Below are 21,187 nucleotides of genomic sequence, written 5' to 3'. Positions count from 1 at the left end.
CCGTGGGCAGGATCGTCTCCGATGCGATCCTCGCCGCCGGAGCGGTTCCGCGCGAATTCAACACCATCGCCGTGGACGACGGCATCGCCATGGGCCACTCCGGCATGCTCTACTCCCTGCCGTCCCGCGACCTGATTGCCGACTCCGTGGAGTACATGGTCAACGCCCACTGCGCCGACGCCCTGGTCTGCATCTCCAACTGCGACAAGATCACCCCGGGCATGCTCATGGCCGCGCTGCGCCTGAACATCCCCGTAGTGTTCGTCTCCGGCGGCCCCATGGAAGCCGGCCGCGTGACCCTGACTGATGGCTCCGTGCGCTCCCTGGACCTGGTGAACGCGATTTCCGACGCCGTGGACGAGTCCATCTCCGATGAAGACATCAACCTCATTGAAGAGAACGCCTGCCCCACCTGCGGTTCCTGCTCCGGCATGTTCACCGCCAACTCCATGAACTGCCTCGCAGAAGCAATCGGCCTGGCCCTGCCCGGCAACGGCTCCGTGCTCGCCACCCACACCGCGCGCAAGGCGCTGTACGAGAAGGCCGGCGCCACGGTGGTCGAACTCGTCAAGCGCTATTACGACGGCGACGACGACTCCGTTCTGCCGCGCTCCATCGCCACCAAAGAGGCCTTTGACAACGCCATGGCCCTGGATATCTCCATGGGTGGCTCCACCAACACCATCCTGCACCTGCTGGCCGCGGCCCAGGAAGCCGGCGTTGATTACGGCCTTGCCGAGATGGACGCCAAGTCCCGCCAGGTGCCGTGCCTGGCCAAGGTGGCCCCGAACGTCGCCGGGGACAAGACCTACTACATGGAGGACGTGCACCGCGCCGGCGGCATCCCCGCGCTGCTGGGCGAGCTGAACCGTGGCGGCCTCCTGCACAAGAACGTCCACTCGGTGCACTCCGACGACCTTGATGGTTGGCTGGACGATTGGGACATCCGCGGCGGCAACGCCACCGACGAAGCGCAGGCACTGTGGCACGCTGCTCCCGGTGGCGTCCGTTCTTCCACCGCATTCTCTCAGTCGAACCAGTGGACCTCACTGGATACCGATGCTGAGGGCGGTTGCATCCGTTCGGTGGAGCACGCCTTCTCCAAGGACGGCGGCCTGGCTGTGTTGCGCGGCAACGTGGCAGTGGACGGTGCCGTGGTGAAGACCGCCGGTGTGGACGAGTCCATCTGGGTCTTCGAAGGCCCCGCCGTTGTATGCGAGTCCCAGGACGAAGCCGTGGAGAAAATCCTGAACAAGTCCATCAAGGAAGGCGACGTAGTGGTTATCCGCTACGAAGGGCCCCGAGGCGGACCGGGCATGCAGGAAATGCTCTACCCCACCTCATTCCTCAAGGGCCGTGGCCTGGGCAAGAAATGTGCCCTGATCACCGATGGCCGCTTCTCCGGCGGTACCTCGGGCCTGTCGATCGGGCATATTTCCCCGGAGGCTGCTTCCGGTGGTGCCATCGCCCTGGTGGAGGACGGCGACATCATCAGCATCGACATCACGCAGCGATCCCTCCAGCTGCAGGTCCCGGACGAGATCCTCGCTGAACGACGCGAAAAGCTCGAGGTCAACGGCGGCTACAAGCCGAAGGACCGCGAACGCCACGTCTCTCCGGCGCTGCGTGCTTACGCGGCCATGGCCTTGTCCGCGGACAAGGGCGCCGTGCGTGACGTCTCCCTGGTGGAGAACCTCTAGGTACAAAGAGAAACGTCGACCTGCCCGCTTGGGCAGGTCGACGTTTCTGTGTGGACGTTTCTGTGGTGGAGGGCAGGACTAGTTGATGGCTGCCTTCAGTTCCTTGGCGGCCAGTTCAGGATCCTCAGCGCTGTAGATCGCGCTGCCGGCAACGGCGACGTCGGCGCCTGCCAGTTGTACTGCCGCAATGGTTCCGGCATTTACGCCGCCCGCTACTGAGAATGGCACGCGCGCTTCTTCGCCTGCATTGAGCAGGGTGCGCAGGTTGTAGCCAGGCTGGGCCTGCTCATCCAGGCCCGCGTGGAACTCGACGAACTTGGCGCCCAGCGCGCGGGCTTCCTTGGCGCGCGAAACCTTGTCCGCCACACCGATCAGGTCCACAACAATGCCCTTGTTATGGGCTTTGGCTGCCTTGACTGCCCCGGCAATGGTGGAATCATCGGCGGTGCCCAGGACCGAAACCAAGTCCGCTCCAGCCTTGAATGCGATGTCGGCCTCGAGCTCGCCGGCGTCCATGGTCTTCATGTCGGCGAAGACGATCTTGGTGGGGTGAGCATCCTTGATGGCGGTCACGGCTGTGAGGCCTGCAGCCTTGATCAGCGGCGTGCCGAGTTCGATGATGTCCACGTGCTCGGCCACCTTGCCGGCCAGGTCAAGGGCGTCCTCTACGGTGAGGAGATCCAGCGCTACTTGAAGTTTCATGGGTTCTTCTTTCTTGTGGATGGTGTTGCTGGGAGGGGTGGTGCAGGTTTGGGTGCTACTCGAGGTTGGCGTGCCGCAGCCAGAGCTCCTCGGCAGGCTCATCCGTGTTCTCCCACAGGGTTTGGAATACGGCCTCGGTTGCAAGGAGGAGGGATTGCTCGAACAAGCTGCCGGAGTACTGGCGCGAGAGGTTGGAGCCGTGATCGGTCTTCTGCGCGGCGGGAATGATCACCAGGACATCGGCGAGTCCGGCCAGGGGCGATTCCGTATTGGTGGTCACCGCGGCGACGTCCGCCCCCGCGGCGATGGCCGTTTCCGCCGCCTTGACCACGCCGGAGGTGGTTCCTGAGCCGGATGCCACCAGCAGGAGGTCGCCCGGAGCGATGGCCGGCGTAGTGGTATCCCCGGCGACATGGACTGTCAGGCCGAGGTGCATGAGCCGCATGGCAGCCATGCGGAGCACCAGCCCGCTGCGGCCCGCGCCGGCAAGGAAGACGCGTTCCGCCGCCCGGATCCTGCCCGCGAGGGCTGCCAACTGGTGGACATCGATCGCGTTGGTGGTGCTCACGATCTCGTCCTGGATCAGGGACAGGTTCAGGGTTGTCTGCGCTGGTGCTTTGCTCAGGGACGGCTTTTCTACGACTGCGTCCACTCTCTCTCCTTCAGTTGCCGTGGCTGGGTTCGCTTTGCTTCCCTTCCAGCTTGGTGCAGCGGGTGGGTGGGCGGAACGCTGATTTGGGATGGCTTTCCCCACCCCTTTGGGTAGTTCCTGCTCCTGAATGTCACTTATGCTGGCCGAATGCAGAACTGGGCTCTCCTCCACTCCATCAGCGACCTCGCTGCCGCGCCCCTGAACCGCATTGCCGAATCCCTCCGCGATGCCACGCTCCCGTTCCTCTCCAGCAGCGCCCTGGTGATTTTCACCGAGGACTGCACCGGGCGGCCCCAGAAGAAGGCCGGCGATGAAGGCGTGGTCAGCCGGGTGTCCATTGCCGAACTGGACCGGCTGAGGTCGGCGATGCCGGGTGAGGAGCCGTGGCGAACCTCTGCGGTCATCGCCGGCGAGCAGCGGGAGGTCCTTGCCCTGGGCTATGCACCCAGCAAGGCACTGCTGGTCCTCACCGACCCGACACTGACCGACATTTCACCGACGGACGACGCCCTGGTGCAGGGGCAGGGGCAGGGGCAGGTGCAGGTGCAGGGAAGCGAAGAGGAGGCTCTCCGTGTTCTCAACTATCTTTGGCGATTAACCGCCCGACGCATCCAGGAGAAAGTAACCGACGCGCCGCCGTCGTACCTTCTGGAATCGCGGGCCGCATCTGCTGAGCGGATCCGTGTGACGGCCGAGTTGATCGACCAGCACTCCACCACCCTCGAAACGCTGCTGGCAGCCTTGCGGTCAACCTCCATGGACGACGCCGCGGCGCGCGCCTCCGTGACCGACCTCGCCGTCAAGGCCTTGGTGGGCCTGCGGACGCTTAGTGACCGGACCAGTGACCTGGTAGAGGAGCCGGTGGCGACGGCGTTCGAGCGGCTTCGCGAGGATCTTCGGCCGTTGATGCATTTCAGCAACATCGACATCCAGTTCATTGAGCCGCCCGCCAATGGCCGTGCGCTCCCCGGCGAAGTTGCCCACGCTGCCCGTGCCGTTGTCCGGGGGTTGGTGTTGGCCATCGCGGAGCAGCCCGACGTCCACCGCGTGCGTGCCCAGTGGGACTGCGACGGGGAGAACCTGCTGATCAACGTGCGCGACGACGGTTTGGGCGCGCTCTCGCAGGATTCGCCCAGTATCGCCCGGTTGCAGCAGCGGGTGCAGGCCGTTGACGGGCGGATGTCCCTGGAGGTGATGCAGGGGTGGGGTGCGGACATTTCCGTAGTGCTGCCGCTGGATCCGCCGCCGGCCCCGGGTGGGGATGTTGCGGTCTGGGATCTGGCACCCCGTGAGTTGGAAGTCCTGCAATTGCTGACCGCGGGGCAGCGGAACCGAAGCATCGCCGGTGCTCTGCACATCAGTGAAAACACGGTGAAGTTCCATATCAGGAATCTCTTCAGGAAGCTCGATGTCCGTTCCAGGGCCGAGGCCATTGCCTTGGCGCACTCGGCCGGGCTCCGGTAGCGCCTGCTACTTCCCGGCCTCAGCCCGCAGCCTTTCCTCTCCCTCTGCGTAGGCATCCAACAGCTTCCGTGCGTGCTCGCCGGCCGGGCCTTCCTGGGCGAGCGCAGACCGCATGCCGTCAAGTTTTTCTGCTCCGGCCGGGAAGGGTGGCAGCAGCGGGATGCCCGGATCTGTCAGCACTTCAATGACAGCTGGACGATCCATGCCAAGGGCGTAGTCCCAGGCGTCGCCCAGCTTGGCAGGATCCTCCACCCTGATTCCCGCCAAGCCCAACAGCTCCGCGTATGCCGCGTAGGGGAAATCGGGAATTTCCTGGCTGGCCGGGAACCTGGGCTCAGCCTCGGTCTCCCGCTGTTCCCACGAGACTTCAGCGAGGTCGCGGTTATTGAAGACGCAGACCACAAACCTGGGATCGGCCCAGGCCCGCCATCGGTGTGCCACCGTTATCAACTCAGCCACCCCCAGCATCTGCATGCCGCCATCTCCAGCCAAGGCCACCAACGGGCGGTCGGGGTGCGCCAGTTTCGCCGCCAACCCGTAGGGGATGGCGCATCCCATGCTGGCGAGCGTCCCGCTCAGGTGGGCCGGGACTCCGGTTGGAAGGATCAACTGGCGCGCGTACCAGTAAACGCAACTGCCGACGTCGATGCTTAGTTGTGCGTTGCCGGGGAGCCGGCCGTTGAGCTCGCGGATCACCAGTTCCGGATTGACCGGATCGGCGGGGATAGCCGCCCGGTCTTCGGACAACTGATGCCACGCGCTGACCTGGCACTCCACGGCCTCCCGCCAAGCAGTGCGAGAGGGCTGGGTTTTGTCCTTCAAGCGTTTGCCCAGGGCCGCGAGTGTCCCGGCGGCATCGCCCACCAGGCCCACCTCAACCGGGTATCGGTTGGCGATTTTGCGGCCGTCGATGTCGATTTGCACGGCCTTCGCGGTGCCGGGCTTGGGGTAGAACTCGGTCCAGGGATCGTTGGAGCCGATGATGACCAGGGTGTCGCAGTTTTCCAGCAGGTAGGCGCTGGCGGTGGTGCCCAGATGGCCCATGGTGCCGGTGGCGAAGGGGAGGGTTTCATCCACGTAGGGCTTTCCCAGCAGGCTGGTGGTGATGCCCGCGTCCAGTTGCTCGGCGAGCTCCACCACTTCCTTTTGGGCGCCGCGTGCACCTTGGCCCACGAACAGGGCGATGCGTTCGCCCTGGGTGATGATGTCCGCGGCTGTCTCGAGCTGCTCCTCGAGGGGAGTGACCTGGGCTGGATGCCATACAGGCGCGGTCACCACAATTCCGTGCTCATGCCCGAGCTCGGGAACTTCGGCCGTCTGGATGTCATGGGGGACGATTACCACGCACGGGGACTTGGTTTCCAAGGCGGTGCGGAAGGCCCGGTCCAGCAGCATGGGGACCTGCTCGGGTGAACTGGCCAGTTGCGCGAACTGGGCCGCGACGTCCTTGAAAAGAGTCAAAAGGTCGATTTCCTGCATGTAGGCCGAGCCCAGAACCGTAGTGCTCTGCTGCCCGATGATCGCTACCACCGGAACGCTGTCCATCTTTGCGTCGTAAAGGCCGTTGAGCAGGTGGACGGCGCCGGGACCTTGCGTGGATGTCACTACTCCCACGCCACCGGTGTACTTGCCATGACCCACGGCCATGAAGGCGGCTGCTTCTTCATGCCGGGCCTGCACAAATTCGACCTTGTCCCGGGACCTGCGGAGCGCACCCATGAAACCGTTGATGCCGTCACCGCTGTAGCCGAAGACCCGGTTTACGCCCCAGGCTTGGAGGCGGTCCACCATCAGGTCCGAAACTGTTTGCTGGGTCATGCCGGTGCTCCTCGTCAGTAGTGGAGAGGTACTTCCTGACGCCATAGTAAGCATACTTAGCTATGCGGCACGCGGGGGAAGGGTTTGCCGCTAAGCAGCTTCGTCACTCCGGTTGCCTGTGAGCGGCAGGCGCGTCGCTTCGCCGTCGGGCCTGTCCCGTTGCAGCGGAACGGCGCCGGGGGTGGCGGTATCTTCGGCGGGCTTCGTGGAACGCGGCCGGGCAATCAGCAAGGCGGCGATCGGCGCCAACAACAGGAGAAGTACCACTGTGCCCACGCCGGCCAGGCCCGTCAGGAAAATCAACCCCGCCATCAACAGGAGGTGGACGTTCGGTGCGTCGGGAAACGCAAGGGCGGCCGTCATGGCCAATCCATTTGGTGACTTCACAATCATGCTCCTGGCGCATCTTCTGGCTGTTCTTCCGTCAACTGGTATGTGGGCGGAACGGAGAATATGTGATGCGATTCCAGGACGTTTTATTATCAGCATGCTGACGATAAAACATTTCTTCAAACACTGCGTCACGTTTTCGCAGGTCAAGGCACATATTGAGTGCCCATGTCGTTGAACCGCGGACTGCGCCGTTGCCCTTTTCGGCTGCGTTGCGGTTCACCGACGGAGTTAGCAGCGATGGGTGTGGTGGGTTCTGGGGCCCGCCCGGGGCGCCGTCGCTGCGTAAACCGGGCTAGTGCGGTCGGTCGTCTGAGTCGCGACCGGCCGCATGATCCGGCATTTCTGAACGGTGAACGCCATCAGGCGTTTACAAGCAATTCCTCCAAAACGTGGTGAATTCCAGAGGTGTAAACCTAGACTGACCGCATGGCGCAGACCCAGACCCGCATTTTCCGCGCTGTTTCCCTGGCATTGGTTGCCGCCGCATTTTTGGCAGGCTGTGCGGGAAGCGGTTCAAGCCCATTTGTTGGTGTGTGGGGTGACACCAGCGACACCAAGCAGCCCTCCCTCGAGCTGAAGTCAGATGGCGCTGCCACGGGGACTGATGGCTGCAACAGGCTTGTCGGCTCCTGGAAAGAGGACGGCAAAACCATTTCGTTCGGAGGTTTCTCCTCCACCCGCATGGCCTGTGAAGGCGTTGACACGTGGCTTTCGAACGCTGCCACGGCCAAGATCCAGGAAGACGGAAAGCTTGCGGTTTTCGGTCAGGGCGGAGACCAGATCGGCACGCTGGCTGCCGGCAAGTAACAGGGTTCCTCCGGAAGTGGATTTCAAGCGGATCTTTGGGGGTAGCTGTGTTGGATTCAAATACTGAGGGTGTTGAGCAGACGGCATCAACAGGAACATTGCCCGGCTGGGAGCAAGTCGATTCCCTGGTAATTGCCGCCCACGAGCGGAACCGCGGGTGCAAGGACGGTGCGGTGGCGGACTACATTCCCGTCCTGGCGCAGGCCAATCCTGAGCTGTTCGGCGTCTGCGTGGTGGAAGTCGACGGCGGAGTACACGCGGTTGGCGATGCGGACGTGGAATTCTCCATCCAGTCCATTTCCAAAGCTTTTGTCTACGCCCTGGTCTGCGAGGAATTCGGTCATGCGGCTGTGGCTGACCTGGTGGGGGTGAACAACACCGGATTGGCCTTCAACTCGGTGATAGCCCTTGAGCTCAATGATGGCCACCCCATGAATCCCATGGTCAACGCCGGTGCTCTGGCCACCACAGCATTGATGCCCGGCATCACCCCGGATGAACAGTGGGATGCCATCCACTCCGGGCTCTCTGCCTTTGCAGGCCGTGACCTGGTGCTGGATGAAGAGGTCTACCAGTCCGAAGCGGCCACCAACACCCGCAACCGGGCCATCGCGCGTCTTCTGGAAAGTTACGGCAGGATCGGGCGTGATCCGCTGGCCGTCGTCGATGTCTATACCAAGCAGTGCTCACTCCGGGTCAGCGCCCGTGATCTTGCCATCATGGGTGCCACATTAGCTGATGGCGGCGTCAACCCCGTGACCGGCAAACGGGTGGTCTCAGCTGACGTGTCCCGGGATACCCTGGCGATCCTGGCCGCCAACGGGCTGTACGAACGGTCAGGGGAATGGCTCTTCGAGATCGGGCTTCCGGGTAAGTCCGGGGTGTCCGGCGGGCTGCTCACGGTCTCGCCCGGGAAAGCAGGAATCGGCACTTTCTCGCCGCGGCTTGATCCGGCGGGAAACAGTGTCCGCGGCCAACAGGCCACCGCCTATCTGTCCCGGGTCCTGGGCCTGAACATTTTCGCTTCCCAAGCGTACGCACCGAACGGAAGGTCCACGGATGTCCCCTAGCATGGCCGAAACCTACTGTGCGATGCCCCGCATGCTGTTGTTCCGCTTCTCGTGCGTCAGCTCCGCCAAGCCGAGGGCCTCGAGCAGCGGTGGCATGTACATTCCGAACCGGCCCCGGTAGCCCTTGCGCAGCCCGTACCAACCACCCACGGGGTTGTCCTCGCTGCGGCCCCAGGCTTCCACAGTTCCAGCGGCGGCGTCCTTGCCTTCGTCAGCAGCTCCCAGCGGTACCCAGTCGCCTTGTTCCAGAAGCCATGCATGGAGGTCATCGATCGCACGGAGCTGGTACAGCAGCTTGGTGGATCCAACCTGGCAGACAATGGCGGGGGGATCCGCAGTATCGTCCCTGTACATGGTGTAGTCCGAAGATCCCGGCGGAGTGGTGAGCTGCCAGGGATCGTCCTTGGTTCCTGCGGCCATGATGTGTCCTTTCGTGGTGATGCCCACGCTACACAGCGTCCGGCTGGCTGTCTGCAGCCTCAGGACCCGGGGTGTCCGAGGTCAAGGGATTGTTGATCTCATCGGTCGCCATTCGCGCTGCGAAGAGAGCCACGAACGCCATGGCGGGGCACACCACACCACCAACGAAGAAGATCAGCCAGAGGGGAACAACCTCGGCGAGCGGGCCTGCCAAGGCCATGGAAACGGGCATCAAGGCCAGGGAAACAAAGAAGTCCAGGCTGGAGATCCTGCCGAGCAAGTGCCGTGGAACGCGCCGTTGCAGCAGGGTGCCCCAAATGACGGTTCCGATTCCCTCGGTAACTCCAAAGATGAGCATGGCGGCCGCGAGCATCCAAAAACTGTCCATGAAACCAATCGCGGCTACAGGCAGGCTTCCCAGGCCCCACGTCAGAACCATGACGGTCAGGTAGCGGCGGGGGAGGCGCAGGGAGGCGGTTGCCAAGGCGGCGACGGCGCTACCGACTCCCATGATGGCGAGCAGGAAACCGAACATCCTGGAGTCGCCGCCCAACTGGTCCTGGACCACGAAGGGAAGCAGGACTCGATGGGTCCAATGAGGAACAGCACGGACAGGCAGGCCCACACCAAGGTCCATAGCAGCCACGGAGTGCGGACGGTGTAGCTGAATCCCTCAGCAAGATCCTTGAACAGGGACGATTTCGAGGGTGTACCGGCAGGCCCATCCGCGCCAACTGTGCCATCCACGCCAATTGCGCCATCCGCGCCAACAGAGCCCACGCCCAAGGCTTCCCGGCCCAGGAAATTCACTATGCCAAACGCCAGCAAATGGCACACCGCAACCCCCGCAACCGCATGTGCCGGCGACAATGTTGCCACCAGGATTCCGGCAAGTGCCGGGCCCGCTGCCTGTTGCAGGACCGGCCGCACCGTGCCCTCCAGGCCGTTGGCGGCAAGGAGGTCATCCGCAGGCAGGATGCGTGGCAGGATCGCGGAATATGCAGGGAAGAAGAACGCCTGCCCCACACCCAGGACGAACGCGCCCAGGGCCAGATGCCATAGCTGAAGGACGTCCGTCATGGCCAGTGCCGTGATGGTGGCAATGACTGCCAGGTTGGCACCTTCAACCGCGATGATCAGGAGCCGTTGCGGGAGCCTGTCGGCCGCGATGCCTCCGGCCAGCACGAACCCCACCAGGCCCACGCTGGCAGCGGTAGCCACCAGCGACAATTCCAAGGGACCGCCGCCGAGGTGGATGACCTCGTAGACCATGGCCACTGCCCACATTCCGGATCCAAAAATGGAAATGGACAGCGCAGCGATCAGTACCCGGAATTCCCGGTGCGCAAAAGGGCGCAGCGCTCTCAACGCGGCCATTTCACCAGCCCGGACCTGCGCGTTGATACTGCGGACGACGCGCCGGCCGAGGGCGCGTACGGCAGGGACCTGCGGTTATGAAGCGTCCGACGACGGCGCATCGGCGTCGTCGGTGTCCGCACCTTCCGCAGGGTCCTGGCTATGGCGGCCGGTATCTTGCGGAACCCAGCCTTCCGGTTGGCCTTCCGCGGGGGCGTCGGTGTGGCGCCGGGTAGCGTCGTCGTGCTTGTCCGAAGTGTTCATGGCGGATACTCCCTGTCCTTGCTTGGACTGCTTCCGTGAGTGCCCCCAGTCTACGCCGCACTATGGCCGGTACCACGTCCGCTGTACGCGGAATAGTATCCACATAGGCCCCCACTGGGGCTTTGCAGGTCAGGGGTGTGGCATAGGCTGAATCCAGCAGTTCCCGTACCACGAACCAGCTGCCAAGGAGAGGTGAAGATGCCCAAGCGACCCAACCCGGCGGTGAAAATCGCCCAAGAGACAGCCCATAACGCCGTCTTCGATGAGCAAGGCAACACCAAGCCCGGCGTCCACAATGTCCTGCTGAAAGCAGTCGAAGTCCAGCGGCCCCTGGTCCTGGCCAACCTGCGTAGGCTGCAGCGCAGGTACCCCAACGACAACCCTGCACAGCTGGCCGCGAAACTTGAGCGTCACTACTTGCTTGCCATCTCCGGTGGCGGTGCAGCGGTAGGTGCCACCGCCGTCGTGCCTGGCATTGGAACCGCAGCCAGCCTTGGACTCTCAGCGCTTGCCACTGTGGGTTTCCTGGAGACAACGGCGTTGTATGCGTCGTCCCTGGCCGAGCTCCACGGCATCCGGCTGACGGATCCCGTGCGTGCGCAAACCATGGTCATGGCCATCATGTTGGGGGAGGAAGGCACGTCCATGCTCGGAGCTTTGAGCGGCCAGTCGCTCGGTCGCAGCAAGGGCGTGACCAACGCATGGGGCAAGACCCTCACCAAGAAGATTCCTGGCAGTGGCTTCGGGGTCATCCGTGACTCCATCCAACGGGCCTTCCTCAAGAACCTCGTGAAGCGCCAAGGAACCGCCTTCCTCGGCCGTGCCCTGCCGTTCGGCGTGGGTGCAGTGGTGGGTGGTGCGGGCAACCTCATGATGGGCCGCGCTGTGGTCTCCACTGCCAAGGAAGCTTTCGGGCCGCTGCCGGACACCATCCCGGGCGAACTGCTCCCCACTGCCACCAAAAACTCTGTCGCGGCTGAAGCGGCACCGGAAACCCTCACGCTGGAAGGCGGTAACAGTGGACCTGAACGCTGACCTCGGAGAATCTTTCGGCTCCTGGACCATGGGAGACGACGCCTCAATGTTCCGCATCGTCAGCAGCGCCAACGTGGCCTGTGGATTCCATGCCGGAGATCCTCTGACCATGTTGGACAGCTGCCGCGCCGCTTTTGAATTGGACGTCCGTGTAGGAGCCCATGTGGGCTACCGGGACCTGGCGGGCTTTGGACGACGTTCACTGGATATGACCTTCGACGAACTCTTCGGCGACGTTTTGTACCAGCTCGGCGCCCTGGACGGTATGGCCCACGCAGTGGGTGCATCGGTGGATTACGTGAAGCCGCATGGTGCGCTCTACAACCGGATCGTCAATGATGCCGAGCAGGCCGAGGCCGTGGTCGCCGCGGTCCACGCCTACGATCCCGGCCTGCCTGTGCTGGGATTGCCGGGCTCTGAGTGGCTGAAGCTCGCAGAGGAATCCGGGCACCCGGTATTCCGCGAAGCATTCGTTGACCGCGCCTACCTTCCGGATGGCACACTGGTTCCCCGTACCCAGGACGGTGCAGTGCTGCATGACCCGGCCGCCGTCGTGGCCCAGGCCGTCCGGCTGGCAACGCGCAAGGAAACCCTGGCCATCGACGGAACTGTTGTCCCCGTCGTGGCTGATTCCCTCTGCATCCACGGCGATACTCCGGGAGCGGTCGACATGGCCGCTGCGGTCCGGGAAGGGCTGGAGCAGGCCGGCGTGCAGATTGAGGCGTTTGCGTAGGACAGATTTTGGGTAGCCCATGTCCTGCTGAATCTTGAGGAGGGTTTTGCCGATGGGCGCAGTGGTGGCGGCTCCCGGAATGTTGACCCTTGCCCTTGCACCCGATCACGCACTGGACCGGACGTCCCTGCAGTTGGCGAACGCCTTGCTGGGAAATCCGAAGCATGCAGCCGGGCTCGAGGTGCTTGTAGGCGGACTCAAGCTGAGGTTCGTGACCGGATCCGCGGTGGCAGTCACCGGCGCCGAGGGCGTGGTGACGCTCAACGGTTCAGAGTTTCCGCTGAATACGGCCGTCAGGGTAGCTCCTGGAGCAGTGTTGGCCTTCGGCCCGGCATTGTTCGGGATCCGATATTACGTGGCGCTTCAAGGCGGTGTGCAGGAATCCGGTGAGGTGCTGTCTGCCGGCGCGGCCGTGACGTTCGGAAAGCCGTACGGTCAGGCTCTCCCTGCAGGCAACAATCCTGTGGGCAACAATCCTGTGGGCAACGGCTCTGCCGTGCACCACTCTGCCGTCAGGCAACCTGGCGTCATCCACCCTGCCCGGCGGGCACTGGACCCGGAACGACCGGTTGTTGCCAGGATTTCACGCGTGCCGAAAGACCCCAAGGCCCAGGATGTCGACGCCGGAACGTGGCTTCGGTTGACCACGGAACCGTGGACCCTCTCGCAGGAATCGGACCGTGTGGGTGCACGGCTTCTTGGTCGGCCGCTTGAGGTGGGCCAAACGGCCCCAGCTGCCAAAGCCCAAGCAGCCGAGCCACAACCGTTGGCCTTGGGCTCAGTGGTGTTGCCGCCGTCGGGCCTTCCCGTCATTGCGTTGGCTGACCGTCCGGCAACGGCCAAATCCCCGGTGATTGCACTGGTGCGTGACGAAGACCTGGACTTGCTCGGCCAAGCAAGGCCAGGGCAGATGGTGCACTTGCTCGGCTGAGAAAACAGGGCAACATCATTCTCAAGGAGCGCTGGATGATTTTGCTGCAAGGGCTGGGCGTCGGATCCGGCACTGAACTCAGCCCCGCCGTTTTTCGGCCAGACGCTGCACCTGCCACCCATGGACGTCGGCCAGCCACTCCAACGGAGCGGACGGGCCAACCCTCGGGTCCTCGGCCTCACGGTCATCTTGCAGCGCCTGAACGTAGGCGCGATCCAGAGCGATGCGTTCCCGCAACTGCCCAGCCAGGCCCACTGAACCGTGGCCCGGGACGACGGCAACAACATCGTCGGCCACGGAATCGAAGAGCCGCAGCGCTTCAAGATAGTCAGTGAGCGGATCCGCTGCCTCGAGGTTGAGGAACGGCATCAGGGTGTCGGACAGCATGTCGCCGGCTACCAGGACACCGGACCCTTCGATCAAGAGGGCCGCGTGGCCAGGGGCGTGGGCCTGATGCTCCAGGATGCGGACGGTGGGTCCGTCCCACGGGATCTGCACAGTACCGGCAGGCAGTCCGGAAATGAGGCCGAGCAACGCCATCGGGATCTCATCGGCATGCTCCGGAGGCAGCCCTTCTGCTACCTGTTCCTTCCAGTCGGCAGCGGCCAGGACCGTCTGGATGGAGGCCGCGCAGCGCGCCGTGCCGTAGCGGGGCGGGTTGCCGAAGTCAGGGTGCCAGAGCACATGGTCCCAATCGGGGTGCGTGGAGAAACCGGCCACGACAGGCTGGCCCAACTCGCGGAGGTCGTCCGCGATGGTGGCCATTTCGTTGACTGTAATACCGGGGTCGATCAGCAGGACACCATCCCGGCCCTGCACCACCGTGCAATTGCTCTGGATGAATTCGCTCTCGTGAACCAGAACGCCCTCAGCGACGTGCTTCAGCATGGAAGCGCCTCAGCCCTGGAGTTTCTGCGCCAGCATGACCAGGATCCCGCTGGGCCCGCGGAGGTAGGTGAGCTTGTAAACGCCCTGGTAGTTCGCCACACCACGCAATGGGTAGCATCCGTGCTTGGCCGCGATCTCCAAGGCTTGATCAATGTCGTCCACCGAGAAAGCCACCCGGTGCATGCCGATCTCGTTGGGGAGCGTGGGGTTGGTCTCGATCGCATCAGGGTGGATGTACTCGAAGAGTTCCAGCTGGCCATTGCCATCTGGAGTTTGGAGCACCGCAATCTTTGCGTGGTTGCCGTCCAGCCCTACGGCGGTATCCGCCCATTCGCCGCTGACAGTGTCCCGGCCGAGCACGGTGAGGCCGAGATCCGTGAAAAAGGCGATGGTCTCTTCGAGATTCCGGACCGCAATACCAACGTTCTCAAGTTTGATGGGCATGCGTTGAAGGTACCAAGGCCCACGGGATAGCTCCAGAGACGAAGTTATGCCTGGCCTCCCGGTTGTCCCTTAACCGAACAGCAGGTGCGCCACCGTGAAGATCGCCAGCCCGGCCAAGGCGCCCACCACTGTGCCGTTGATGCGGATGTATTGCAGGTCCTTGCCCACCTGCAGTTCGATCTTCTGGGACGTCTCTTGGGCATCCCAACGCGCCACGGTGTCAGAAATGACGCCTGCGATGTCGGAGCGGTAGGTATTCACCAGATACCCGGCCGCGTCTCCGATCCAGGCGTTGACCTTGCCGGCCAGTTCGTCGTCGTTGACCAGCCGTGTACCGAAGTCACGGACGGCGGACTTGAAGCGCTGGCTCAGTTCGCTGTCGGGATCGTCGACGGCGTTGAGCAGCGCTGTCTTCACGGTTCCCCAGGTGCGGGACGCCAGTTCGCGGACCTCGGGGTCGCCCAGGATCTGGGCTTTGATGGATTCCGCTCGCTCGATCATGGCGGGATCATGCTGCAGGTCCTGGGCCAGGTCCTTCAAATAAGCATCGATCGACTGGCGCACCTGGTGGTTCTGGTCCGCCTGAACTGCGCGGACAAATTTGGAGAGCTCCACATAAACCCTGTCGCCCACCAGGCCGTCCACGAACGTCGGCACCCACAAGGGGGAACGGTCCGAGACGAGCCTGTTCACCGTTGCATGGTTGGCCTCCACCCAGTCGGCGGCACGATCAACCAACAGGTCAACCAGCGTGTGGTGGTGCCCGTCGGCGAATATCCGTTCGGCCATCCGGCCCACGGGTGGTCCCCATGGCGGGGTCAGCAAATGCTTGCGGACCATGCCCTCGATGACAGCCTGCACGTCGTCGTCGTTCAGGACGGTGAACGCGCCACGGATGATCGCGCCACCTTCCTTGGCCACCCGTTCCGCTCCCCCTGGCGCGGACAACCAGGTGCCCGCCTTTCGGGCAATGTCGATGCTGGACAGCTTGTCCTGTACCACTTCCTGGGAGAGGAAGTTGCTTTCCACGAAGTCGCTGAGTGATTCGCCGATCTGGTCCTTCCGGCGCGGAATGATGGCCGTGTGGGGGATCTTCAGGCCCATGGGGTACTTGAACAGCGCAGTGACAGCGAACCAGTCGGCCAGGGCACCCACCATGCCGCCCTCGGCCGCCGCCCGAACATATTCCAGCCACGGATACTGCTTCTGGAACGCGAACGCCACGGTGAAGATCACCGCCATGGCGATCAGCAGTGCCAAGGCCAACCGTTTCATGCGAAGCAGCGCGGCGGCTTTTTCCATGTCACCTGATGAGAGCCCGACGACGGCGGACCGCCGTGCGCGCGGGGAACCTGCACGTGCGGAACCTGCGCTTCGGGAATCTGGGGAACCCGGCTGTTGGGGCAGCGGATTGGGGTTGGTGGCGTCTTCAGTTGGGATTTGTTCAGAGTTCACCTGCATGAGCCCAGCGTAGCGCCGTAGATGCATGGACGTGGGCTACCGTGTCTGCATGACTAGCGACGACTACGCCCCAGGCCGCCCCAAGGTCTACGCCCATCGCGGTGCGAGTGCAGCCTACGCCGAGCACACCAGGGCTGCTTATCTGCAGGCCATTGCAGATGGCGCCGACGGTGTGGAGTGCGATGTCCACCTGACCCGGGACCAACATGTGGTGTTGCTGCATGACGCCAACCTGGACCGTACGTCCACGGGGACGGGCCCGGTGGCCGAGCACACCTTGGAGGAACTCCGGGCTTTGGATTTCTCGTCCTGGAAGGGCGCGCGAATTCCCGACGCCTATGGGGGAGTGGCGGATCAGTTCCTGACCCTGCCGGAATTGCTGGACATCCTGCGTGGGGCCGGACGGGAGATCGGTTTGGCGATCGAGCTCAAGCATCCCAGTCCTTACCGGCTCAAGCTGGAGGATACGGTGTTGGCCTTGTTGGAAGAAGAAGGCTGGACGCCGGAGGAATCCCGTGTGGACAACATCCGGATCTCCTTTATGAGCTTTGATACCGATTCCGTCCAACGCCTGCTGCAGAGCGTGCCCAAAGAGCACGTGTGCCAGCTGGTGGACGACTTTACGGTGAAGGAGCTCCGTGAGGAACTCGGGCTGGGTTTCCTGACCGGCGGTGCAGTTGCCAACGTCATGCGCGCCACGCAGCTGGAGGCTGAACGGGTCCTGGACGACGGCGAAGCAGTGATTGCCGGTCCCGGTATTGATTATGTGCGGGAGCACGCACGGAACGTTCAGCGGTGGTTGGAGGCCGGCCGTATATTCCGTGTGTGGACTGTAGATTCGGAGAAGGATGTGGCCCTGTGCCAAGGCCTCGGCATCCATGAGATCACCACCAACAAACCGGCGCAGGTACTGAAGCAGTTGATGGTGTCAAGCTGACTTTGGGTGCCACCTGGCTTGTGATTGAGTGGTCTCATGTCATTTCGCTGGTCAGCACAAGCAACCCGAACCACGTCCGCAGTAGCTTTGAGTGCACTGCTCATGGCCAGCGCTGCGAAGCACTTCCGCACGCCTAAGTTCTATTACCCCGTGGTTCCGGACTACCTGTGCCGCAATGACGAGCCGGAAAGCCGCCCCAATGGACCCCTGGCAGTGATGTCCCGCGAGGAATGGGTTGCGTCCTCCGGCCTGATCGAGGCCGCGGCCGCCGTCGGGCTCCTGATCCCTGCCACGCGGAAGGTTGCCGCGGACGCCACCACGGCGATGTTCACTGCATTCCTTGCCGGGCATATTGATGCGCTTCGTCGCGCCTACGGCCCCCAAGGCACGCCGGCCGAACGACGCATCCACACGGTCCGCTTGCCGCTGCAGATTCCCCTGATCTTGTGGTCTTGGAGCCTGCGGAAATGAGCAACAGGGCCACCCCCGTCAGGCTGAGGGAGTCACCTGCCTTCAAAGTGGCAGTGTCCTTGAGTATTGCCACGGGACTCTATGGCGTGTCTTTCGGAGCGCTGTCCGTAGCTTCGGGGTTCGACTTTTGGCAGACCATGGTGTTGAGCCTGTTGCTGTTCAGCGGCGGCTCGCAGTTTGCCTTCATTGGTGTGGTGGCAGGTGGCGGTTCCGGCGTGGCGGCCATGACGGCCAGTGCCCTTCTGGGTCTCCGCAACGGCATCTACGGCATGCAAATCAACGCCATGCTCCGTCCCGGAGGGTGGAAGCGTTACGTTTCCGCGCACGTCACCATCGACGAATCAACTGCGACGGCGTCCGGCCAGTCTGATCCCGACGAGCAACGCCGTGGTTTCTGGACTGCCGGAATCGGTATATTCATTCTTTGGAATATCTTCACCGCCATCGGAGCGTTGGCCGGTGACGCCATGGGCGATCCCAAGCAGTGGGGTTTGGACGGGGCTGCCGTGGCCGCCTTCCTGGCCTTGCTGTGGCCGCGGTTGAAGGGCCGCGAACCCTGGGCCATCGCCGCTGCGTGTGCTCTGGCAACCATTTTGGCCGTGCCCTTCGTTCCCTCGGGCGTTCCCATCCTGGTGGCCGCGGTAGTGGCGGGCGTTATCGGCTGGTTCAGCCACGCCCGCCTGGATGAAGGGCTGGAACCGGACCTGGATCCCTATGCCGAGAAGCACCGGCACGGGCAGGGGGAGAGCAAATGAGCCTTTGGCTGTGGATCCTGATTGCCTGTGTGTTGGCATACCTCACCAAATTGGTGGGCTACTTTGTGCCGGCCAAGCTGCTGGAGAGTCCTCGCATCATGCATGTGGCCGGCACCATGACCATCGGGTTGTTGGCCTCCCTCACGGTGGTGAACGCCGTTGCTTCGGGCCAAGGCATTGTCCTTGATGCCCGCATCGGCGCCTTGGCGGCCGCCGCCGTCGCGCTGTGGCTCCGGGCACCGTTTCTGGTGGTGGTGATTTCAGGCGCTGCCGCGGCCGCCCTCCTCAGGCTGCTCGGCTGGGGCTAGGCTGCTCGGCTGGGGCTAGGCTGCTGCCGGGTTAGCGGTACTGCTGGCCATTGGGGTTTTGGGATGGCGGCTGCTGTCCGGGGAATGGCTGTCCGGGGAACTGCTGCGCCGGGGGTTGCTGCGCCGGGGGCTGCTCTCCATAGCCCTGCGGATACGCGGGCGCATACCCCTGCGGGTACCCCTGCGGGTAGGGCACGAACTGCCGTCCGGCAGCCGGTCCCAAGTAGGGTGCCGAGCCATAGGACAGCATGGGCACGAACACCACGGGCAGCAGGACCAATCCCACGGTGTAACCGGCGTCCTTGCCGAAGGACTTGGAGAGATCGTGAAGTGCCACGATGCTGAAGTAGATTCCCGCGAACGGGATGAAGGACAACAGGAGCCAGTACCACGGGCGCCCGGCGATCTCCATGACCTTGATGCTGTTGTAGATCGGGACAAAGGCGGCCCATGCCGGACGGCCGGCTTTGGTGAATATTCCCATGTAGAGCACGCCGACGATCGCAAAGACCACGGCAAAGTAGATGACCATCAGCAGCATGACCAAGCCGGCCGCAGCAGCAGACTCGGAACCACTGGATGAGTATGAGCTCAAGGGAATATTCATACGCCTGAGCCTACGGCCCGCAAAGCCTTCGTCGCGATGGGCAGGAGTCACCATGCAGGCGGGGAGAGACGCGGCTAGGGAGCCTCGGTCAGCGTCACACCGGGGATGCCGGACTGCTCGGGAAGGGGCCGGGACGGGCGCTCGGTCCGGATGGCATCCTCGATCAAGGCCACAGGACGCTTCCATGCCTGGGAACCAGGTTCCATGGTGTCCACGGCGCCGATCAGCATGGCCACCAGCCGGACCATGTCCTCAATGGTGATATCCCGCCGCAAGGAACCTTGGCCCTGGCCGCGCTCCAACAGGGTGGCCATGGAGCCGATGATGCCGCGGGTGATGCCGATCAGGAGTCCGCGGCGGCCGGCGACGGCGTCGAGAAGGTTCGCGTCTTCGCTGGCAACCTGCATCACGGCGTCGATGACGTTGATGAGTCCTTCGGCTGCATCCATGCCGTCGAGCGCGGCCTTGGCGACTGGGTCCACATGCTGGCGCAGTTGGCGTGACAACGCTGCGAGGACCAGCTGCTCTTTGTCCGAGAAGTTGCGGAACAGCGTTGCGGGGCCAACTCCGGCTGTGGCGGCAATGGTCTGCAGCGGCACTTCGGGGCCGTGTTCCCGGAAGCATTGCCGCGCAGCGGTGATGATCTTGTCCACATTGCGTGCGGCGTCTGCCCTGAGGGGCTTGCGTTCAGAGGGCTGTTCCATGCTTGTCAGGGTAGCAACGGAGCGCCGAAGGCCTCTTGTTACGCGGGAGTAGGCCGTTATATGACAAACCAGTACGTGAAACACTGGATTTTATGTTGCTTGCCTTCTCAGTCGCCCCTTCGGGCCAGCCCGCATCCGCCGCCAACGGCGGACCCACCCCCGACGCTTCGGTCCACGACGCCGTCGCTGCCGCCGTCAAGATTGTCCGCGAGTCCGGACTGCCCAACCAGACCGACTCCATGTTCACCACGATCGAAGGCGAATGGGACGAGGTGTTCGACGTCGTCAAGCGCGCCACCGAAGCTGTGGGCCGCTACGGCAGCCGGGTCTCCCTGGTGATCAAGGCTGACATCCGGCCCGGGTACAGCGGCGAACTGACCGGCAAGGTGGAGCGGTTGGAAGAGGCGATCGCCGCAGGGGACTAGTTCCTTCCCCTGCGGGAGCCACCAGTGCAAGACTGGGGGCCATGATTGAACACGTGACAGAGCCCGGTTGGGTTGACGTCGAGCGTTACCTGACCGACGTCGTCGTGCGTCCCGAACCTGCCCACCGGCGTGCGCTGACATCGGCCGTCGAAGCCGGCATGCCGGCGATTGAAGTAGCCCCCAACGCAGGCAAGCTGCTCCGGATGCTGGTGCAGATGTCCGGGGCCAGGCGGGTCCTGGAAATCGGGACCTTGGCCGGTTTCAGCACCATTTGGATGGCGCAGGGACTGCCCGACGACGGCCGGGTGGTCACCTGCGAATTCCTGCAGAAGCACGCGGACGTAGCGCGCGCCAATGTGGATGCTGCCGGTGTAGGACACAAGGTGGACATCCGCGTTGGTGCGGCACTGGATACCCTTCCCACGCTGGCGGGCCAGGAATCGTTCGACTTCGTCTTCATTGATGCGGACAAGGAGAACGACGCCAATTACCTGGACTGGGCCATCCGGCTTGGGCGCCCAGGCACGGTGATCGTGGTGGACAACGTGATCTGGGACGGTGCAATCCTTGAGCCGGCCCGTGACGAGGCCAACGCGCCGGGCATTGTGAAAATGCTGGAAATGATGGGCCAGGATCCGCGCTTGGACGCCACTGCCATCCAGACCGTGGGCAGCAAGGGCTGGGACGGTTTCGCGATCGCGCGGGTGCGCTAGTGGATTTCTCGCTTCGCCCCGCCACGGTGGATGACGCCGAGGCCATGGCGCTCATGCATGTCCAATCCTGGCGCGAAAGCTACGGGCACCTGCTGCCTGAGGAGTTCTTTGAAAAACAGCAAGCTGCGT

General features: G+C 63.5%; 24 protein-coding genes and 1 pseudogene. 13 read left to right on the top strand and 12 right to left on the bottom strand.

Annotation, left to right across the window (positions count from 1 at the left end):
• Positions 1–1,700: dihydroxy-acid dehydratase (gene ilvD / locus HP499_RS06495; RefSeq protein ID WP_172323065.1), on the top strand; the 1,700-nt coding region annotated here is incomplete at its 5' end.
• A 78-nt stretch (positions 1,701–1,778) separates the two neighbouring features.
• On the opposite strand, the gene hxlA is transcribed toward ilvD, so the two are convergent.
• Both hxlA and hxlB read right to left on the bottom strand, forming a co-directional pair.
• Positions 1,779–2,402: a 3-hexulose-6-phosphate synthase gene (gene hxlA / locus HP499_RS06490; RefSeq protein WP_172323064.1), complete on the bottom strand. Its 624-nt coding sequence runs from the start codon at positions 2,400–2,402 to the stop codon at positions 1,779–1,781.
• Positions 2,403–2,457: 55 nt separating this feature from the next.
• Positions 2,458–3,054, bottom strand: a complete 597-nt coding sequence (gene hxlB / locus HP499_RS06485; RefSeq protein ID WP_172323063.1) for a 6-phospho-3-hexuloisomerase — start codon at positions 3,052–3,054, stop codon at positions 2,458–2,460.
• Between the two features lie 147 nt (positions 3,055–3,201).
• On the opposite strand from hxlB, the gene HP499_RS06480 reads away from it, so the two are divergent.
• A complete protein-coding gene (locus HP499_RS06480; RefSeq protein WP_172323062.1) occupies positions 3,202–4,518 on the top strand; it encodes a response regulator transcription factor family protein in 1,317 nt (438 codons plus the stop codon).
• 6 nt (positions 4,519–4,524) lie between these two features.
• On the opposite strand, the gene HP499_RS06475 is transcribed toward HP499_RS06480, so the two are convergent.
• Positions 4,525–6,336 (bottom strand): thiamine pyrophosphate-requiring protein, encoded by a 1,812-nt coding sequence (locus tag HP499_RS06475; protein WP_172323061.1) that lies wholly within the window; start codon positions 6,334–6,336, stop codon positions 4,525–4,527.
• Positions 6,337–6,426: 90 nt separating this feature from the next.
• Positions 6,427–6,723 (bottom strand): hypothetical protein, encoded by a 297-nt coding sequence (locus HP499_RS06470; protein ID WP_172323060.1) that lies wholly within the window; start codon positions 6,721–6,723, stop codon positions 6,427–6,429.
• 432 nt (positions 6,724–7,155) lie between these two features.
• On the opposite strand from HP499_RS06470, the gene HP499_RS06465 reads away from it, so the two are divergent.
• Positions 7,156–7,536 (top strand): META domain-containing protein, encoded by a 381-nt coding sequence (locus HP499_RS06465; protein ID WP_172323059.1) that lies wholly within the window; start codon positions 7,156–7,158, stop codon positions 7,534–7,536.
• A 47-nt stretch (positions 7,537–7,583) separates the two neighbouring features.
• Positions 7,584–8,606: a glutaminase A gene (gene glsA / locus HP499_RS06460; protein ID WP_172323058.1), complete on the top strand. Its 1,023-nt coding sequence runs from the start codon at positions 7,584–7,586 to the stop codon at positions 8,604–8,606.
• 12 nt (positions 8,607–8,618) lie between these two features.
• Here the strand turns inward: glsA and HP499_RS06455 are convergent, their stop codons facing one another.
• From HP499_RS06455 to HP499_RS24875, 3 genes and pseudogenes are all read right to left on the bottom strand, one after another.
• Positions 8,619–9,026, bottom strand: coding sequence for a DUF6855 family protein (locus HP499_RS06455; protein WP_172323057.1), 408 nt, complete (start codon positions 9,024–9,026; stop codon positions 8,619–8,621).
• Between the two features lie 28 nt (positions 9,027–9,054).
• Positions 9,055–10,403: pseudogene (locus HP499_RS06450) on the bottom strand (MFS transporter).
• A gap of 75 nt (positions 10,404–10,478) precedes the next feature.
• Positions 10,479–10,646, bottom strand: coding sequence for a hypothetical protein (locus tag HP499_RS24875; RefSeq protein ID WP_216659798.1), 168 nt, complete (start codon positions 10,644–10,646; stop codon positions 10,479–10,481).
• 198 nt (positions 10,647–10,844) lie between these two features.
• Between HP499_RS24875 and HP499_RS24870 the strand changes: the two genes are divergently transcribed.
• Genes HP499_RS24870 through HP499_RS06435 form a run of 3 tightly spaced genes read left to right on the top strand, consistent with a single transcriptional unit; the run spans position 10,845 to position 13,345 of the window.
• On the top strand, positions 10,845–11,681 hold the full coding sequence (locus HP499_RS24870; protein ID WP_253951438.1) for a hypothetical protein: 837 nt from the start codon (positions 10,845–10,847) through the stop codon (positions 11,679–11,681).
• Positions 11,665–12,414, top strand: coding sequence for a LamB/YcsF family protein (locus HP499_RS06440; RefSeq protein ID WP_172323056.1), 750 nt, complete (start codon positions 11,665–11,667; stop codon positions 12,412–12,414). The genes HP499_RS24870 and HP499_RS06440 overlap by 17 nt, the downstream gene beginning before the upstream one ends.
• Positions 12,415–12,466: 52 nt before the next feature.
• On the top strand, positions 12,467–13,345 hold the full coding sequence (locus HP499_RS06435; RefSeq protein ID WP_172323066.1) for a biotin-dependent carboxyltransferase family protein: 879 nt from the start codon (positions 12,467–12,469) through the stop codon (positions 13,343–13,345).
• 78 nt (positions 13,346–13,423) lie between these two features.
• Here HP499_RS06435 and HP499_RS06430 read toward each other — a convergent pair whose 3' ends face one another.
• The 3 genes from HP499_RS06430 to HP499_RS06420 form a co-directional block, all read right to left on the bottom strand.
• Positions 13,424–14,233: an MBL fold metallo-hydrolase gene (locus HP499_RS06430; RefSeq protein WP_172323055.1), complete on the bottom strand. Its 810-nt coding sequence runs from the start codon at positions 14,231–14,233 to the stop codon at positions 13,424–13,426.
• A gap of 9 nt (positions 14,234–14,242) precedes the next feature.
• Positions 14,243–14,677, bottom strand: a complete 435-nt coding sequence (locus HP499_RS06425) for a VOC family protein (RefSeq protein WP_172323054.1) — start codon at positions 14,675–14,677, stop codon at positions 14,243–14,245.
• Positions 14,678–14,746: 69 nt separating this feature from the next.
• Complete coding sequence (locus HP499_RS06420; RefSeq protein WP_172323053.1) at positions 14,747–16,138, bottom strand: DUF445 domain-containing protein; 1,392 nt, start codon at positions 16,136–16,138, stop codon at positions 14,747–14,749.
• A 49-nt stretch (positions 16,139–16,187) separates the two neighbouring features.
• Between HP499_RS06420 and HP499_RS06415 the strand changes: the two genes are divergently transcribed.
• From HP499_RS06415 to HP499_RS06400, 4 genes are read left to right on the top strand one after another with little or no spacing between them, the layout of a single operon-like run.
• Positions 16,188–17,075 (top strand): glycerophosphodiester phosphodiesterase family protein, encoded by an 888-nt coding sequence (locus HP499_RS06415; RefSeq protein WP_172323052.1) that lies wholly within the window; start codon positions 16,188–16,190, stop codon positions 17,073–17,075.
• A 36-nt stretch (positions 17,076–17,111) separates the two neighbouring features.
• On the top strand, positions 17,112–17,546 hold the full coding sequence (locus tag HP499_RS06410) for a hypothetical protein (RefSeq protein ID WP_172323051.1): 435 nt from the start codon (positions 17,112–17,114) through the stop codon (positions 17,544–17,546).
• Entirely contained in the window at positions 17,543–18,301 is a 759-nt protein-coding gene (locus tag HP499_RS06405; protein ID WP_172323050.1) for an AzlC family ABC transporter permease, read from the top strand. The genes HP499_RS06410 and HP499_RS06405 overlap by 4 nt, the downstream gene beginning before the upstream one ends.
• Positions 18,298–18,609 carry an AzlD domain-containing protein gene (locus HP499_RS06400; protein ID WP_172323049.1) on the top strand — a complete coding sequence of 104 codons (312 nt, stop codon included), beginning with the start codon at positions 18,298–18,300 and terminating at the stop codon, positions 18,607–18,609. Before HP499_RS06405 ends, HP499_RS06400 begins: the two co-directional genes overlap by 4 nt.
• 31 nt (positions 18,610–18,640) lie before the next feature.
• Here the strand turns inward: HP499_RS06400 and HP499_RS06395 are convergent, their stop codons facing one another.
• Positions 18,641–19,204: a DUF5684 domain-containing protein gene (locus HP499_RS06395; RefSeq protein ID WP_172323045.1), complete on the bottom strand. Its 564-nt coding sequence runs from the start codon at positions 19,202–19,204 to the stop codon at positions 18,641–18,643.
• Between the two features lie 86 nt (positions 19,205–19,290).
• On the bottom strand, positions 19,291–19,920 hold the full coding sequence (locus HP499_RS06390; RefSeq protein WP_172323048.1) for a TetR/AcrR family transcriptional regulator: 630 nt from the start codon (positions 19,918–19,920) through the stop codon (positions 19,291–19,293).
• 92 nt (positions 19,921–20,012) lie between these two features.
• On the opposite strand from HP499_RS06390, the gene HP499_RS06385 reads away from it, so the two are divergent.
• Both HP499_RS06385 and HP499_RS06380 read left to right on the top strand, forming a co-directional pair.
• Positions 20,013–20,345 (top strand): thiamine-binding protein, encoded by a 333-nt coding sequence (locus tag HP499_RS06385; RefSeq protein WP_172323047.1) that lies wholly within the window; start codon positions 20,013–20,015, stop codon positions 20,343–20,345.
• A gap of 41 nt (positions 20,346–20,386) precedes the next feature.
• The gene (locus tag HP499_RS06380) at positions 20,387–21,058 is read left to right on the top strand and encodes an O-methyltransferase (RefSeq protein WP_172323046.1); all 672 of its coding nucleotides are present in this window, start codon (positions 20,387–20,389) and stop codon (positions 21,056–21,058) included.
• Positions 21,059–21,187: the final 129 nt, after the last annotated feature.

It is taken from the genome of Paenarthrobacter sp. CM16 (assembly GCF_013179505.1).
GTDB lineage: Bacteria > Actinomycetota > Actinomycetes > Actinomycetales > Micrococcaceae > Arthrobacter.
This window is presented reverse-complemented; position numbering and strand designations above follow the sequence as displayed.

What these genes read in the sequence shown, in the direction of transcription:
- HP499_RS06475 (WP_172323061.1), bottom strand. Translation starts at nt 6,336, where the DNA reads ATGACCCAGCAAACAGTTTCGGACCTGATGGTGGACCGCCTCCAAGCC.
- HP499_RS06425 (WP_172323054.1), bottom strand. Translation starts at nt 14,677, where the DNA reads ATGCCCATCAAACTTGAGAACGTTGGTATTGCGGTCCGGAATCTCGAA.
- HP499_RS06415 (WP_172323052.1), top strand. Translation starts at nt 16,188, where the DNA reads ATGACTAGCGACGACTACGCCCCAGGCCGCCCCAAGGTCTACGCCCAT.
- HP499_RS06465 (WP_172323059.1), top strand. Translation starts at nt 7,156, where the DNA reads ATGGCGCAGACCCAGACCCGCATTTTCCGCGCTGTTTCCCTGGCATTG.
- HP499_RS06410 (WP_172323051.1), top strand. Translation starts at nt 17,112, where the DNA reads ATGTCATTTCGCTGGTCAGCACAAGCAACCCGAACCACGTCCGCAGTA.
- HP499_RS06420 (WP_172323053.1), bottom strand. Translation starts at nt 16,138, where the DNA reads ATGCAGGTGAACTCTGAACAAATCCCAACTGAAGACGCCACCAACCCC.
- HP499_RS06430 (WP_172323055.1), bottom strand. Translation starts at nt 14,233, where the DNA reads ATGCTGAAGCACGTCGCTGAGGGCGTTCTGGTTCACGAGAGCGAATTC.
- HP499_RS06435 (WP_172323066.1), top strand. Translation starts at nt 12,467, where the DNA reads ATGGGCGCAGTGGTGGCGGCTCCCGGAATGTTGACCCTTGCCCTTGCA.
- hxlA (WP_172323064.1), bottom strand. Translation starts at nt 2,402, where the DNA reads ATGAAACTTCAAGTAGCGCTGGATCTCCTCACCGTAGAGGACGCCCTT.
- HP499_RS06400 (WP_172323049.1), top strand. Translation starts at nt 18,298, where the DNA reads ATGAGCCTTTGGCTGTGGATCCTGATTGCCTGTGTGTTGGCATACCTC.
- HP499_RS24875 (WP_216659798.1), bottom strand. Translation starts at nt 10,646, where the DNA reads ATGAACACTTCGGACAAGCACGACGACGCTACCCGGCGCCACACCGAC.
- HP499_RS06390 (WP_172323048.1), bottom strand. Translation starts at nt 19,920, where the DNA reads ATGGAACAGCCCTCTGAACGCAAGCCCCTCAGGGCAGACGCCGCACGC.
- HP499_RS06405 (WP_172323050.1), top strand. Translation starts at nt 17,543, where the DNA reads ATGAGCAACAGGGCCACCCCCGTCAGGCTGAGGGAGTCACCTGCCTTC.
- HP499_RS06455 (WP_172323057.1), bottom strand. Translation starts at nt 9,026, where the DNA reads ATGGCCGCAGGAACCAAGGACGATCCCTGGCAGCTCACCACTCCGCCG.
- HP499_RS06380 (WP_172323046.1), top strand. Translation starts at nt 20,387, where the DNA reads ATGATTGAACACGTGACAGAGCCCGGTTGGGTTGACGTCGAGCGTTAC.
- HP499_RS24870 (WP_253951438.1), top strand. Translation starts at nt 10,845, where the DNA reads ATGCCCAAGCGACCCAACCCGGCGGTGAAAATCGCCCAAGAGACAGCC.
- HP499_RS06385 (WP_172323047.1), top strand. Translation starts at nt 20,013, where the DNA reads ATGTTGCTTGCCTTCTCAGTCGCCCCTTCGGGCCAGCCCGCATCCGCC.
- HP499_RS06480 (WP_172323062.1), top strand. Translation starts at nt 3,202, where the DNA reads ATGCAGAACTGGGCTCTCCTCCACTCCATCAGCGACCTCGCTGCCGCG.